The organism is Chryseobacterium sp. 22458 (assembly GCF_052044975.1).
GTDB lineage: Bacteria > Bacteroidota > Bacteroidia > Flavobacteriales > Weeksellaceae > Chryseobacterium.
This window is the reverse complement of sequence record NZ_JBQEOA010000001.1, coordinates 1,281,622-1,296,244: the sequence shown is the minus strand read 5'-3', so window position 1 is coordinate 1,296,244 and position 14,623 is coordinate 1,281,622. Positions and strand designations below refer to the sequence as shown.

General features: G+C 36.5%; 14 protein-coding genes. 9 read left to right on the top strand and 5 right to left on the bottom strand.

What is annotated here, in order from left to right; translation table 11 throughout:
• Positions 1-169 precede the first annotated feature (169 nt).
• Positions 170-991 carry an alpha/beta fold hydrolase gene (locus ACTJJF_RS05755; RefSeq protein ID WP_312303717.1) on the bottom strand — a complete coding sequence of 274 codons (822 nt, stop codon included), beginning with the start codon at positions 989-991 and terminating at the stop codon, positions 170-172.
• Positions 992-1,272: 281 nt separating this feature from the next.
• Here ACTJJF_RS05755 and ACTJJF_RS05750 point away from each other — a divergent pair, with 281 nt between their 5' ends.
• From ACTJJF_RS05750 to ACTJJF_RS05715, 8 genes are all read left to right on the top strand, one after another.
• On the top strand, positions 1,273-2,742 hold the full coding sequence (locus ACTJJF_RS05750) for a hypothetical protein (RefSeq protein ID WP_440698998.1): 1,470 nt from the start codon (positions 1,273-1,275) through the stop codon (positions 2,740-2,742).
• A 72-nt stretch (positions 2,743-2,814) separates the two neighbouring features.
• Positions 2,815-3,135, top strand: a complete 321-nt coding sequence (locus ACTJJF_RS05745; protein ID WP_440698997.1) for a hypothetical protein — start codon at positions 2,815-2,817, stop codon at positions 3,133-3,135.
• A gap of 106 nt (positions 3,136-3,241) precedes the next feature.
• Positions 3,242-3,769: a hypothetical protein gene (locus ACTJJF_RS05740; protein ID WP_440698996.1), complete on the top strand. Its 528-nt coding sequence runs from the start codon at positions 3,242-3,244 to the stop codon at positions 3,767-3,769.
• Between the two features lie 16 nt (positions 3,770-3,785).
• The gene (locus ACTJJF_RS05735) at positions 3,786-4,283 is read left to right on the top strand and encodes a hypothetical protein (protein ID WP_440698995.1); all 498 of its coding nucleotides are present in this window, start codon (positions 3,786-3,788) and stop codon (positions 4,281-4,283) included.
• 163 nt (positions 4,284-4,446) lie between these two features.
• Positions 4,447-5,202 carry a hypothetical protein gene (locus ACTJJF_RS05730; RefSeq protein ID WP_440698994.1) on the top strand — a complete coding sequence of 252 codons (756 nt, stop codon included), beginning with the start codon at positions 4,447-4,449 and terminating at the stop codon, positions 5,200-5,202.
• 62 nt (positions 5,203-5,264) lie between these two features.
• Positions 5,265-5,972, top strand: coding sequence for an SMI1/KNR4 family protein (locus tag ACTJJF_RS05725; RefSeq protein WP_440698993.1), 708 nt, complete (start codon positions 5,265-5,267; stop codon positions 5,970-5,972).
• 210 nt (positions 5,973-6,182) lie between these two features.
• The gene (locus ACTJJF_RS05720; protein WP_440698992.1) at positions 6,183-8,393 is read left to right on the top strand and encodes an ATP-binding protein; all 2,211 of its coding nucleotides are present in this window, start codon (positions 6,183-6,185) and stop codon (positions 8,391-8,393) included.
• Complete coding sequence (locus ACTJJF_RS05715) at positions 8,394-9,023, top strand: response regulator (protein WP_440698991.1); 630 nt, start codon at positions 8,394-8,396, stop codon at positions 9,021-9,023.
• Positions 9,024-9,307: 284 nt separating this feature from the next.
• On the opposite strand, the gene ACTJJF_RS05710 is transcribed toward ACTJJF_RS05715, so the two are convergent.
• Positions 9,308-9,874 (bottom strand): hypothetical protein, encoded by a 567-nt coding sequence (locus ACTJJF_RS05710; protein ID WP_440698990.1) that lies wholly within the window; start codon positions 9,872-9,874, stop codon positions 9,308-9,310.
• Positions 9,875-9,971: 97 nt separating this feature from the next.
• On the bottom strand, positions 9,972-11,045 hold the full coding sequence (locus ACTJJF_RS05705) for a resolvase (RefSeq protein WP_440698989.1): 1,074 nt from the start codon (positions 11,043-11,045) through the stop codon (positions 9,972-9,974).
• A gap of 159 nt (positions 11,046-11,204) precedes the next feature.
• On the opposite strand from ACTJJF_RS05705, the gene ACTJJF_RS05700 reads away from it, so the two are divergent.
• Entirely contained in the window at positions 11,205-11,765 is a 561-nt protein-coding gene (locus tag ACTJJF_RS05700) for a hypothetical protein (RefSeq protein WP_440698988.1), read from the top strand.
• Positions 11,766-11,969: 204 nt separating this feature from the next.
• Here the strand turns inward: ACTJJF_RS05700 and infC are convergent, their stop codons facing one another.
• On the bottom strand, positions 11,970-12,470 hold the full coding sequence (gene infC, locus ACTJJF_RS05695; protein WP_172625635.1) for a translation initiation factor IF-3: 501 nt from the start codon (positions 12,468-12,470) through the stop codon (positions 11,970-11,972).
• A gap of 171 nt (positions 12,471-12,641) precedes the next feature.
• On the bottom strand, positions 12,642-14,561 hold the full coding sequence (gene thrS, locus ACTJJF_RS05690) for a threonine--tRNA ligase (RefSeq protein ID WP_440698987.1): 1,920 nt from the start codon (positions 14,559-14,561) through the stop codon (positions 12,642-12,644).
• Positions 14,562-14,623: the final 62 nt, after the last annotated feature.

Below are 14,623 nucleotides of genomic sequence, written 5' to 3'. Positions count from 1 at the left end.
TACCTGAAAGTAATTTTTAAGCTTTAAAATAAGTGTCATATCAGTGCAACAGCTGTACAATAATTTATACAGAATAAAAATCTCTGTCTCTATATTGTTAAAAAAGAAACAACATAGAGACAGAGATTACATTCGAGAATTTATGTCTATATAAATCTTCCTGCTTGAATTAGGATTTAATAAACTCTAAAAGATCCCTGTTGATGGTCTCTGCTTCTGTGGTCGGCATCCCATGCGGGAAACCCGGATAGGAGATAAGCTTGCCATTTTTAACCAGAGTAGCAGCCACTTTACCTGTGGTCTCAAACGGTACGATCTGATCATCTTCACCATGCATTACCAGTACAGGAATATCTACACTTTTAAGGTCTTCGGTAAAATCTGTTTCCGAAAATGCCTTTACACAGTCATAATGAGCTTTGATGGAACCACTCATTCCCTGTCGCCACCAGTTTCTCTGGATTCCTTCAGAAACCTTGGCACCTTCTCTGTTGTAGCCGTAGAAAGGGAAGGTAATATCAATAAAGAACTGCTGTCTGTGGTTAGCCGTATTATTTCTGATATCATCAAAAACAGACATAGGAACTCCGTCCGGATTATTCTCATTCTGAACCATAATTGGAGTTACAGCACTGATCAGAACTGCTTTTGAAACTCTTCCGTTGCCATGTTTTGCAACATACCGGATAACTTCACCACCACCTGTAGAATGCCCCACGTGGATCACATCTTTCAGATCCAGAGCCTCAACAATTTCCGCCACATCTGAAGCGTAAGTGTCCATATCATGTCCATAAGGAGTCTGCTCTGATCTTCCGTGTCCTCTTCTGTCATGTGCAATCACCCTGTAGCCTTGTTCCAGGAAGAAAAACATTTGTGCATCCCAGTCATCACTGGATAATGGCCACCCGTGATGAAAGAAGATGGGCTGGCCTTTCCCCCAGTCTTTATAATAAATTTCGGTTCCGTCTTTTAAGGTAAGTGTGTTCATTGTTTTTATTTTAATGTTGTTATATGAATAGTTGATTAAATTCTTATATCCGCAAATCTAGATAGAAAATTTTCACCATTTATTGATCTAAGATAGTAATTGACCGAAATATACTGCACAAGGCAACGGATGATTAACGTTAATTTAACAGCAAACAGAGACAAAAATCAATTTTAAAATCAATATCAAAGGTAATCACAAAAATATAGCTGATAATCGGGATTGCCGTATTCTTCACTTCTCTTTAATATTGATGAACAGGATGAATAAATTTCTAAAGTATGAAAACGATAGTATTGAGTGGATTTTTTATGTTGAATTCGATAATAGCCTGCACACAGGAAAAAAAAGACAAGCCTTCAGCAATGAAAGTCATACATACTGTCCCGTTTTTAACCAGGCAGAATGATTTTGTCTATGTAGACACAGCAAGTCTTAAGCCCGTTATCAATCAAAAATTCAAAAGTGCATCGGTTTTTACACCTACAGGTTATGCCGTTGTTGAGAATGAAAAAGGTGAATATGCTGCCATAGACGAAACCGGAAAGGTGGTATTGGATTTTTCACCAAGCCAGATTGGTTTAAATGTGGTCAATGGGCTTACATTCTATAAAAAGAATATTGAATATGATAAGAAAATGCCCGTCTGGAAATGGGAATGGAATATTATGGGAAGTGGCATCAGGAAAGAACAGACCTACCATAAAACAGAGATCGGAATTATAGAAAGCCGGCAGATTTTACTCAGTGAAGATATTCCGTATCTGGAGGATAATTACGGTCTGAATTTTATTTCCGTAGATGAAAATCACATTTTTTGGAATGGAGCGCTTTACCGGATCAAAAAAAATAACCTAAGTAAAATCGAAAATAATATTGCTGAGCTGTTAGAGAATAAACGCTTTATCAAAGCATCCAATACAAGTTTTTCAGTATATGAACTGAATCAGAAGAAACCAATTCATAGCGGGCTCAACGGTTCCGAAACACTTTCAATGCAATACGGAAACGAAATCATAACGCTGAATGAAGTGAATAAAGAACGTTATGAACCGGATGTTCCTAAACTTCTGGTGGATAATAAAACCCAGGACGTTTACCTTTTTCCGCAATATGAAAAGGTATTTCCGAAGAAAATTACAAAAGCAACCACTTCACAGATTGACTTCATTAAAAAAACATCTTTAGTATATTCTATCACCAATTCCCCTTATTTTTTGCTGGGTGTTTTCAATTACGATCATGAAGTATGGGCGTATGACTGGCTTTATATCGACACCGAAGGGAAGATTACAGACTCCATTGGTACTTATAACTTTAAAGTTTTGGATCAGGTCGGGAATCTGGTCTGGCCCGACAGGAAAATGATTTTACCTGATCAATATACTGGCAAAAAATGGAAATTCGGGAAAATAAACGCTTATGAAGGAATGAAAGATAATTACCTTATCAGGATTGAAGATGAAAAACAGCTCAGAACCATGGGATTGTGGAACAGCCGTGAGAAGATATGGGAAATAAAGCCTGATTATCATCATATATCAGTGTTGGATGCTGAAAAACAGATCTATGCGCTTCAGAAAGAGCAGGACGGATCCTATATACTTTTCGATAATAAAACCAAAAAAAATATCGGATCAAAAACTTATCAGTCCATTAATTCAGATGGATTGGTAAACGCCAAACTTAATTCAGACCGGAATATTTATTATTATATTGATATGTATTCGGGAAAAGAATATAAAGAATAATGACGAGCTGAAAGGAGAAAGAAATCATGAGTCATAAAAAGAATTGGTCATCTCATTAAATGACGAGTAATTATGATCACTGCAAGTAACTTCCAACCTCCATTCTTCCAGCTTCCAAACTTTAAATTATTATATCAACTCTCACCCTCAATTAATTTTAATAATATGCTTTCATCTGCAGACCTAAATTTAGAAAGAGCCCTCTTTATTGCTGTTCTGACTCTGTTTTTCGGAGCAGGATTTTTATCTACGCTCCTGATCTTTATAATGAATGCTGTAAGAAAGAAAAATAAAAGCACACTTTATTACTTTCTATGGTTTCTGATTTCCGGAATAACCGCAGTTATTTTAGCGGGAGCTTATTTTTATATGCTGTTCATTAAAGAAGGATAGCTCTGAAGAAACCAGTCGGTCAGAATCAAAAAACCACCGGTATCAGGGATACTTTTGTTTAAAACCTTTTATTATCTTTCGTTCAGGTATTTTTAACATTTAAAAGGTGAAGCATTTCATTATTTTAACGTCATTTCTGGCATTGTTGAGTTGCAGAAACAATGCACAGAAGTTACAGGTTTCTACCATTTATACAGAACCCCAAAGGATAACCAAAGAAGTGGAAGAAACGGGTACTACGCACACCTATTCAACCCGTAAGGAAGTAACAGGGCGCCTTGAGCCTGGAATTGTTATGATTTCTAAAACTAAAGAAATACTAACGTTTCGTATACAGGGTAATATCAGTTCCGGCGGACTGACTATAAATAAGGTGAAAAACCTCCGTTTTGAAAAAGGTGAACAAAATGGCAATACTCTCACACTGAGATATTATGTGGAGATCAAAAAGTATCCCGGTAAAGAAAGTGCCGGTGTACATGGGTATAATTATATGAAAAATGAAACCTACAGGCTTCCGGATGATGTTAAAATATTAAAAATCGAACTGTATGAAGACCGGATCAATGATACATCAAATATAAAACAAAAGCGTATTGCCCAGCAAATATTTAATCTCTTTGCCAAAATCTAAATGTTGAAAACTAACTATGAATGTACTAAGCACATCTCCGGATTTCTTCATAAAAGATGATGTAAATGAATCTTTAAATAAAGAATTTCATTTGCGTTATCCACATGTTCCGGATGATTATCTTACTTTTTTAAACACATTTTCCCTGCTTACCAATCTCTCAGATACTACGTGGTTCAACAGTATTTCTGATTTTAACGGGACGAATGATGAGAGTGCCTTTAGCTGGAATGAATTTGAAATTCAGTCATTGGAAGCTTTTGACGGAGATGCTGAAAGCCAGAAAAAGATACAAACATTTTGGGATCAGCACCTGCCTATTATTTTATCTGTTAAAAACGGATATGCTTATTTTGCGATCAATGTTTCAGAAGAAAATTTTGGAAAAATCTATTATGGGGAGGAGCCTGAATTTGAAGAGGCGGAATGGGTGTTCCGGGATTTTACATCTTTCATTGAAGCTATAAAAGATCAATCCTTAAAGAAAGAATATCTGGAGGTCTTCTCAATCTGAAAAGCGTAGAATAAAAACAAAAAATTAATAATATATCTCCCTAAACTGATCAATACTGATCTGAATCCTTTTAAGGGAGTGGATTACGGAACATACACTTCATCTGATATAAATAATAGGAAAATAACCTATTGATGTAAAACAAAATGAGTAGTTTATAAATATGGAATTAATTGAATGTTCCAGCCATGGTGAACAGCCATTTGGCGTAGTTTGTACCCATCTTCTAACGAATGAAAAGAAGTCAGGTTTCCATGAGCAGGAAGATGAAGGTCATGGAAAACCCGATGCATGGTGCAGTGAATGCCATGAGCGATGGCAGTTGATGAACCGGTCTGAAGCAGAAAGAGAACGGTGGGAAGAAATATGCGATTTTAAAATGATATGCGGAGTCTGCTATGATAAAATTAAAGAAGAGCATCAGACAGACTATCCTATTGATTTAGAAATTGAACCCATTGAACAACTGAAAGATCAGCTTATCAGACAGCAATGCGATGTCATTTCAACGGGATCATTGCCATCATGGCTGCCAGATCTTTATGTACAGATGATTTCAGGTATTGCAACACAGGTTATTTCTGTAGAAGCAAAGCTGCTAACCATAGAAGAAGCAATAAATGTAAATCTGAATCAAAAAACAACAAATGAATGGGTTTTTGCATCAAGCACAGCTGAGGATTACTGGACATTTGACCATCAGCAAAACATCATTTATTACGAACGTAAAGGAGAAGACTTTGTTCCTAAAAAAATGGACATCCATTTTGATCAATGGCTTCAGCTTTGTTTTCTGCTGCAGAAATTAGATCGTATTCAGGAAAAATATCTGATTACCATTGCCCTTCAAAAAGCAATGCAGCAAAGTTTATACACCATAAGCTCCGTATTGGCAGATCACTTTAAAAATATTATTTAATGATTGGAACAACATTGAGTTACCACCCTCAAATTGATGAAAAAGTTGATTAAAAAATGCTTATGAATACTTTACAAGACTTAGAAAAAGAATTTAATTTTACCTATCCGGCACTTTACAGACAACTATATGATGATAAAATGCTTGATTGGGGGGCGGATGGTGACGGATGGTATAAAAATATTTTCCCCACTTTAAAGGAAAATCCTCCTTTGCTTTTGTTCGGAAATGATATTGAAATCTGGGATCCTATCGTTTACCGTGATGGAATCAGGGAAATTATCAACCATGAAATCTACGACATCAGCCCGAAATACCGGATGGTTCCTTTTGCAAAAAACGGCGCCGGGGATCTGTATGTTTTTCAATTGGATATGGACGTAAATGGTGACGTACCCGTTACTTTTTTTCCTCATGACGAAACAGAAGCGGAGGTTTTAGCCAAAAATCTTCAGGATTTTATCTTCAGGCAGCTCCTGGAATCTCTGACGGAAATTGATGAATATTCTATGTTTGACGGAGACTCTGAAGACGACATCAAAAAAAATTTGCACAATCAGCTGAATACCCATCGTAAATATTTAACATCTTCACAAATTGAAATTTTAGAAGATATCTACCAACGTGATATTTTTGAATATTCCTATAAAACACCTGGTGGCAGGGAGTTTGAAGCAGAGGGGTTACTTACTTTTGATGAGCTTGAAACACTGATTAATCAGGAGCTTGGGTTTGAAAAATTAAACACAAAGTTTGATTATACAGAATAGAATCAGTACCCTTAAAATAAAAATGCAAAGAAAAAAACTGTGCTTTCTTATTTTGCAGTGCAATGTTTACCCTTTAACACGGGTTAATTTTATAATGCTTCTTTCAGCCTGAACTTTTGGTTGAATAACATGGTGTTAAAATCGATGAGCAGGTATTTTTTACTTATATTTACGTTCTATAATGTAATACAGCTTAATAAAGAGAAGGGTTTGAGGTACAGGTTATTATTTATATTTACGTTACTTATTTGTCCGTTTTTTGCCCAGGCACAAGATGTTGTAAGCAGATTAGAGAAGGAATATAACAATGCTTCAGGCAAGACAACAGAACAGCTGAATCTGGCACCCAAATATGCCACTGCTTTATTTTTCCGTGATTTTAAATCCAGATCCTATCAGATTTTAGAAAACAGTATTCCTGTCGCTGCCAAACAGCCCGATGGGAAGTATGCCGCCGTTTTATATGCGGTTCAGGCTATGAATTACCGTCTGGATCATAAAGAGTCTGAATCTTTAAAAAGTCTGGAAAAGGCAAGAACCTACAGCTTAAAAACGTATAGCACTGAAGCTAAAGGCTATTATGAATATGCGAGAGGTTGGGTTGCTGCACGTAATAATAAAATAACTGATGCCGTTTCCGCTTATCTGAAGGCTATTCATTATTATGAAAATTCACCAACCACTTCTACACTTTACGGAAGATTTGCCTCTGTAGTTAAAGAACTGTCTGCAATTTATTCTAACCTCAATGAATACCAGCTGGAGGAAAAATATAGCAAGCAGTTTATGTTATTGGCATCCAAACAAAATGATCCTAATCTGATCTTCGATGCGTATATGAGAATGGGGTATATGTATGAGCAAAAATATGCACAAAATCCTTCAAATACAGATTTAAGAAGTAAAACAGAACAGTATTACCTGTTGGCTATTGCAACTTTCAACAAAAGTAAAGAAGCTATGCTCAACAAGACAAATCTTTCGTATGCAGCCATTAATTTAGCCAATTTATATATTGATTTTAATCCGGATAAGGCGATGCAATACGCTCAGTTAGCCAACAGGGCGAGTCTGGAAACCGGTAATGCCATTCATATTGCTTCTTCATTCGGGATTCTGGCAGAATTGGCGTTGCAGCGTAAAGATTATGATGTAGCCAAATCTTACTTTCTGAAAGCCTCTATGGAAATCGGGAAAAGTCCGGTGAGAGATCATAATATAGAATTATCTATTCTCGAATCTCTGTCCCGGATCAGCGAAGAGCAGGGCAATTACAAAGAAGCACTGACTTATTATAAAAGTTATGTAGATCAATACAAGAGCGTTTACGATCAGGAAAAACTGGATATTACCAAAAGGCTGGAATCCCAGTTTGAAAAAGAAAGACAGGAGCAGAAGTACATAAAACTACAGCTGGAAAGTGATAAGAAAGCACAGCAGATTAAGCTGATCAACATCCTTAGAGCACAGCGTGAACAGGTATACAATAACTTAAAACTGGTAGAAGAAAATCAAAGGGAACGGTTGAAATTTTCAGAGCTTGAGTCCGAAAAAAAAGAACAGCAGCTTCGTCTGGCAAAGTTAGAGACAGAACAGAAGAACAATGATATCATCAGCTATAAAAAACTGCTGGCGTTCAAGGAAAAAATCAATACCTATTATATTATTTTTATTATCATTTTCATTGTTTTGATCTTCTTATTGCTGTATGCCTATAAACAGCGTGTAAAATCTATTAAACAAAGAGACGAGCTGCATGCCCTGGCTATGGAAAAGGAGAAACAAAACTCTAAAATATCTACGCTTACCGCATTGCTGGAAGGGCAGGAGCAGGAACGTGGCCGCCTGGCCCGGGATCTTCATGATGGATTGGGAGGATTGCTTTCTGGAACTAAACTTCAGTTGTCTACTTTAAACCCTCAGCAATCTGACAATATAGAGGAGGGAATTTCAAAATCAATCAGCCAGATCGATGGTGCTGTAGAAGAATTGAGACGGGTAGCCCATAACCTGATGCCTGATTTATTAGTAAAATACGGATTGAAAGTAGCTATCCAGGAATTTGCCTCCCGCATGTCCAATCCCGCATTGGATATCCATACAGAATTTATCAGTTATACGGATTCGCTGCCGGAGGAAAAGCAGCTGATCATTTACAGGATCATTCAGGAACTGGTAAACAATGCCATAAAACATGCTGATACTTCGGAAATCATTATTCAGATCAGTGAAGAAGACCATGTATTGCATCTCACGGTAGAAGATAATGGTAAAGGTTTTGACTCTACCCATTTAGATGTGCGGAAAACAGCAGGTTTTCATAATATAGAATCAAGAGTACAATTTTTAAAAGGAACGATGAATATTACCTCCGAATTGAATATCGGTACCAGTATAGAACTTCAAATTCCCATTCATTAAATGATAAAAGTAGCCATAACAGACGATCATCCACTTCTGCTGGAAGGATTAAAGAATATTTTAGGAAACAGCAATACGATAGACGTCGTAGACTGCTTCAAAAACGTTTCAGAAATGAATATAGGTCTGAAGAAACAGGCGGTCGATATTTTGTTGCTGGACATTAATTTAGCAGATGTCAACAGTATTGAGCTGATAAAGCCTTTAAAGAAAAAATACAGCAGTCTTCAGGTGATCATGCTGAGTGTTCACAATGAACTGCCTGTCATTAACAGTACTTTGGCCGAAGGTGCTTTGGGATACATTCAAAAAAATGCCTCCGTTTCCGAAATTGTGGAAGGCATCCATACTGTATACGACGGTAAGCAATTTTTATGCTCACAAACCAGGGCTGTATTGGAAAAAAAATCCCCGGATGGACTGAATCAGGTTCCCAAGCTGACCCGGCGGGAAAAAGAAATTCTGGCAGAAGCAGCAAAAGGACTGACGACCAATCAAATGGCAGAAAAGCTGTTCATCAGCCCTCACACTGTAGAAAGTCACCGGAAAAATCTGATTGAAAAATTTCAGACCTCTAATCTGAGTTCAGCCATTAAACTGGCCATAGAATACGGTTTAATTATAGAATAAAATTGAGATACCAAAACTGTAGAATAAGCTTGGATGTATGTACGCTTAAAAAAGAATCAATTCATTGATTCAACCCTTTGCACCCTTGAAATATTATAGGAAGAAACTGAAATCTTTGTGTTAAAAACCCGCTACAGAACAAATCCTCTTAAAAATCTTAATGGCTTAAAACATTTTCAAGGTTTCAGCATCAGATTAAGTTATCAAAACAAACAAAAAGGCCTGCTTACATCGTAAAAGCAGACCTTTTCTCTATATAAATTAAAAATTAGGTGTTTCAATAATTAATCTTTGAACCTCAATGTACCCTGGAACAGGTTTTTCTTTCCTGTTAAATCATAATCGCCGTTATATTCAGGCTGATACATTAATAGATAAACCCTCCCGTTAAAATCTTTTAAACTGACAGGTTGGTCTACCATGATATCATAAAACCTTGTAATAGTACGGGTAGCTGTCCATTGTTTCAGGTTTCCTTTAGGGTTTTTATCGAACCTGTGATCTTTCACATCTGTGTAGTACCAGTACGATGGCGCTGAATCCATCAGGAACATTTCTTTATCCTTATTATACATTTCCTCTGCCATCCCTGTACTCTGGAACCATGGAACTTCGGCATCAAAAACGCCTAAAGCTCCTGCATAAATATCCTTATTTGTTGTTGCTCCGACTAAAAATCCCTCAAGATTGGCAGCGGTAAATTCAAATTGAAAAGGTGCTTTTTTCAGATCGTAAACATCATTCACAGGTTCAATTACTTTTCCGTCCTGTTTAATAATAACTTTCAGCGATTGTGCAAAAGTCATCAAACTCAGTAAACAGAAAAGGATTGTTAAGCTTATTTTTTTCATTGTATCTCTTTAAATAACTGCTGCAAAGATATTAGACATTATCTGCTTAAACACTGGCTGGTTTCAGGGGTTTTTTATCTTATTCCAGTTTTAGCTTTTATAGCAAACCGGGTTTAAGCTGGATTTTTATATAAGCCGTTTTCTGTTTTTTACCATTGCCGGAAGCTGAATTAAGAGGATAGACTTCTGCATAAAAAGTATCGTTATCGGTCCAGAATGCCTTTTTATCATCTGCTATTTTGAAGTTGGTGAAATTCACATACAAAAGATTATCCTGTTTCTTTGTTTGCGGAAAATATTTGGAAATAACAAAATTACTCCCTACATCATTGTTGGATGAGACAAAGGTAACCCAGCCTTTAGTTGGAATGATTTGCGGATACCCTTCTGTGCCCAGTTCAAACATAACTGCATTTTTTATACTGTAAAAAGAATAGTAGGAGTCTGCAACTTCATCAGAATTCTCTTTGAATACTTCCAGGTTTAAATAAGGTGACCGTCCAACATATTCATTGGCAAGCGGTCCGGTTTCAGCAGAGATGTTTTCATGCTGTGTAATCACTTCTTCTCTGCCATTTTCTTCATATACCCAGTTATCTTCCTGTAGTCGTATATTGGGGTTTCTTACAAGGTTTTCACCGATTTGTCTTTTTGAACTCGCGTTAAATTCCTGTTCTGATACCTCAGTAATACTCCCGAATTTTTTAAAAGATTTATTTTTAAAATCACTTGATTCCTTGAATGTACTGCTTCTGATTTCATAAAGATCCACACCATTTAAAGTAAGATCAAAAGCTGCCGTGAATTCTGATTTCAAAACAAAAGCTTCGATGGTGTTTGAAATATTGTTATTAATGCTGTAATGAATAGAGTAGAAGTCAGCAAACTCTTCGAATCCGTAATAGTTATCAAGTTTACTGTAAGCTATTTTCAGGTGGGCAGCATCTTTATCCGGAGACACGAAAAACTGTACAGAATCCAGCTTGGCAGTTAGCTCAAAAGGTACATCCTGTACATTATCTACTCCTTTTATCTTTTTAAAATCAGCAAATGTTATGGCTTTTTGCCTGGTTTCTGTGCCTGCCTTATTGGTTCCTGCCGTTTTATTTTTAGGATTACAGGCCATCAAAGCAATAGCAGAGGACAGTAAGAAAGGGTGTAAGCGTTTCATTTTAATTTTTTTCAGCAAAGGTATCAGTATTCATGGCAGAGACCAACAAAACCATTTGAAATAGGGAATAAATGGCTGAAAGCAGGGATATATGGAGTCATATATTTTAGAGAATTTTACAAACAATAAATTTAAGTATTACAAATTCTTTTTTATTAGATGAAAAACATAATAACCGGCTTTACTGTTGCAATAGTTTTGTTAGCTTCCTGTTCACCATCCACGGAAAAAAAAGTGGATAAAGCAGACTCTACAGCTGCAAAAACAGATACAGTTTCTCAAATTACCTCCCAAAAAACGATCATTCCAAAAACAGATGTGCCGTCTGATTTTTCAGCATTGGTTCCTATTGATGTATTGAATACAAAAAGCACCAATGTATTTGAGAAATATGGAATAGAATTCTCCGGCAACTGCTATTCCTGCGACCTGGCAAGCTTATCTGTAACAAACAATAAAATGGTATGGGCCAATGTTTGTGATGAGAAAGATACTTTTGAAATCGGTGATTTCTCTGTTTCTGCCGAAGGAAACAAAACGATTCTGAAAACATCAGACAGAATTTATATTATCACTCAGATCGATCCAGCACCTGTTTATGAATTGATGATAGAAGGTAAAAAACTGGAACTGAATAATAAGAGACTCGCTAAGTACTTCACAACCAAAAAGGCTTTACCCCTTTTCAAAGAGCATGATTGCGGGGATTTTGAAGGGTAGCTTGTAGAAGGTTGGAGGCCTTAAAAAAAACAAATGATTATCTTATCTCTCGCAGATTACGCAGATGTCAACACTGAATAAAATCTGCTATATCTGCGGGAGATTTTAATTTTGCACACTCTGCTGAACACCTTACATTCAAAAATTAAAATAAAAAAAACCTCAAAGTAATTTGAGGTTTTAATATGTAAAATAATGATTGAATTATTTTGCCGGTTTTTTAGGACTCATCATCATAATCATTCTCTTTCCTTCAAGCTTAGGAAGCTGATCTACTTTACCAACGTGCTCCAGTTCCTGAGCCAGTTTTAAAAGCAAGATTTCTCCCTGATCTTTAAAGATAATCGAACGTCCTTTAAAAAATACGTAGGTCTTTAATTTAGAACCTTCTTCAAGGAATTTTTCAGCGTGCTTCTTCTTGAATTCATAATCGTGATCATCAGTCTGAGGTCCGAAACGGATCTCTTTTACCACCACTTTTACTTGCTTAGCTTTCAGTTCCTTCTGTTTTTTCTTTTGCTCATATAAGAATTTTTTATATTCTAATATTCTTGCAATAAAAGGTTCAGCCTTATCGGAAATTACTACTAAATCCAATTCCTGTTCTGCAGCAATCTGTCTTGCTTTGTCAATTGGATAAATTCCTGGCTCTACGTTATCGCCCACCAAACGAAGCTCTCTCACACGAATTTTATCGTTGATCAAGTGTAAGTCCTCCTGTACAGGACGTCTTTGTGGGCCCCTGTTGTTAAATCTTTGTGCTATTGTATTATAATTTTATTGGTTAATTACTATTTAATTGATTTAATATTTAAAAATTGAAAGATTCCGTTAAATTTTTTAATCTTTGAATCCTTCAATCTTTTAATTTTAAATTTATATGGCCGCTTCTTTTTTGAAGTAAGCTACAAAATCCTCCAGTTTCATTACTCCAAGGTCTCCTTCACCACGTCTTCTTACAGAAATCGTGCCTTCTTTTTCTTCATTTTCTCCTACGACAAGCATGAAAGGAATCTTCTTCAATTCAGCATCACGGATCTTCTTACCGGTCTTCTCGTTTCTGTCATCAATCTGACCGCTAATATCGTGATTTTCCAAAAATTGTGAAACTTTTTTTGAATAATCTACATATTTTTCACTGATCGGTAGAATAATAAACTGATCAGGGCTTAGCCATAGTGGAAAATCTCCTGCAGTATTTTCTAATAAGATTGCAATGAAACGCTCCATAGACCCGAAAGGTGCTCTGTGAATCATTACCGGTCTGTGTTTTTCATTGTCACTTCCGATATAATGAAGGTCAAATCTTTCCGGTAAGTTGTAATCTACCTGAATGGTTCCAAGCTGCCATTTTCTTCCCAGCGCATCTTTCACCATGAAGTCAAGCTTAGGACCGTAGAATGCTGCTTCTCCGTATTCAATAACTGTTTTTAAACCTTTCTTTTCTGCTGCATTGATGATCGCACTTTCTGCTTTCTCCCAGTTCTCATCAGAACCGATATATTTTTGTTTGTTTTCCGGATCTCTTAATGAAACCTGGGTTACAAAGTCCTCAAAACCTAAAGATTTGAATACATAAAGCGTAAGGTCAATTACTTTTTCAAATTCTTCAGAAAGCTGATCCGGAGTACAGAAAAGGTGAGCATCATCCTGGGTAAACCCACGAACTCTTGTCAATCCATGAAGCTCTCCACTTTGCTCATATCTGTATACGGTACCGAATTCTGCATATCTTTTTGGCAAATCCCTGTAGCTCCATTGTGAAGTTTTATAAATTTCACAGTGGTGAGGACAGTTCATTGGCTTCAATAAGAATTCTTCTCCTTCATTCGGTGTTTTGATCGGCTGAAAGCTGTCTTCCCCGTATTTGTCCCAGTGTCCTGAAGTTACATACAATTCTTTTGCTCCAATATGTGGAGACATTACAAATTCGTAACCGCCTTTTTTCTGAGCATCAGAAAGGAAATTCTCTAATTTTCTTCTTAAAGCCGTACCTTTTGGTAACCATAGCGGAAGACCGGCACCTACTTTTTCAGAGAATGAAAAAATTCCAAGTTCTTTACCTAGTTTTCTGTGGTCTCTTCTTTTAGCTTCTTCCAATCTTTCAAGATATTCCGTAAGATCTTTCTGCTTAGGGAAAGAAATACCATATACTCTTGTCAGCTGAGGATTTTTTTCGTTTCCTCTCCAGTAAGCTCCTGCTGCATTTAAAATTTTCACAGCTTTCACTATTCCTGTATTCGGAATGTGTCCTCCACGACATAAGTCGGTAAAATTATCATGGGTTACAAAAGTGATTTCCCCGTCATTAAGATTAGAGATCAGTTCCACTTTGTAAGGATTGTCTGCATACGTTTTTAAAGCATCTTCTTTAGAAACCGGATATAAAGAGAATGTTGATCCTTTCTTTGCATTTTCAAGAATCTTTTTTTCGATCTTCTCAAAATCTTTTTCAGATAAGCTTTCATCCCCGAAATCTACATCATAGTAGAATCCGCTTTCAATGGCAGGACCAATGGTCAACTTAGCATCAGGATAAAACTCAAGGATAGCCTGCGCCAGAAGGTGGGCAGAAGAGTGCCAGAAAGCCTTCTTTCCAAGATCGTCATTCCAGGTCAAAAGCTGTACCGTAGAATCCGTGGTTATAGGTGTGGTCGTTTCTACTTGTTTGTCATTAACAATTGCGGAAATGGTGTTTCTAGCCAATCCCTCGCTTATAGATTTTGCCACATCTAGGGGAGTAACTGCTCCCTCGAATTCTTTGACACTATTGTCTGGAAGTGTAATTTTTATCATTGTTTACTAAGAAATTTTTAAGATGCAAAAATACGCATTTTTTAGATAAAATACTATATTAG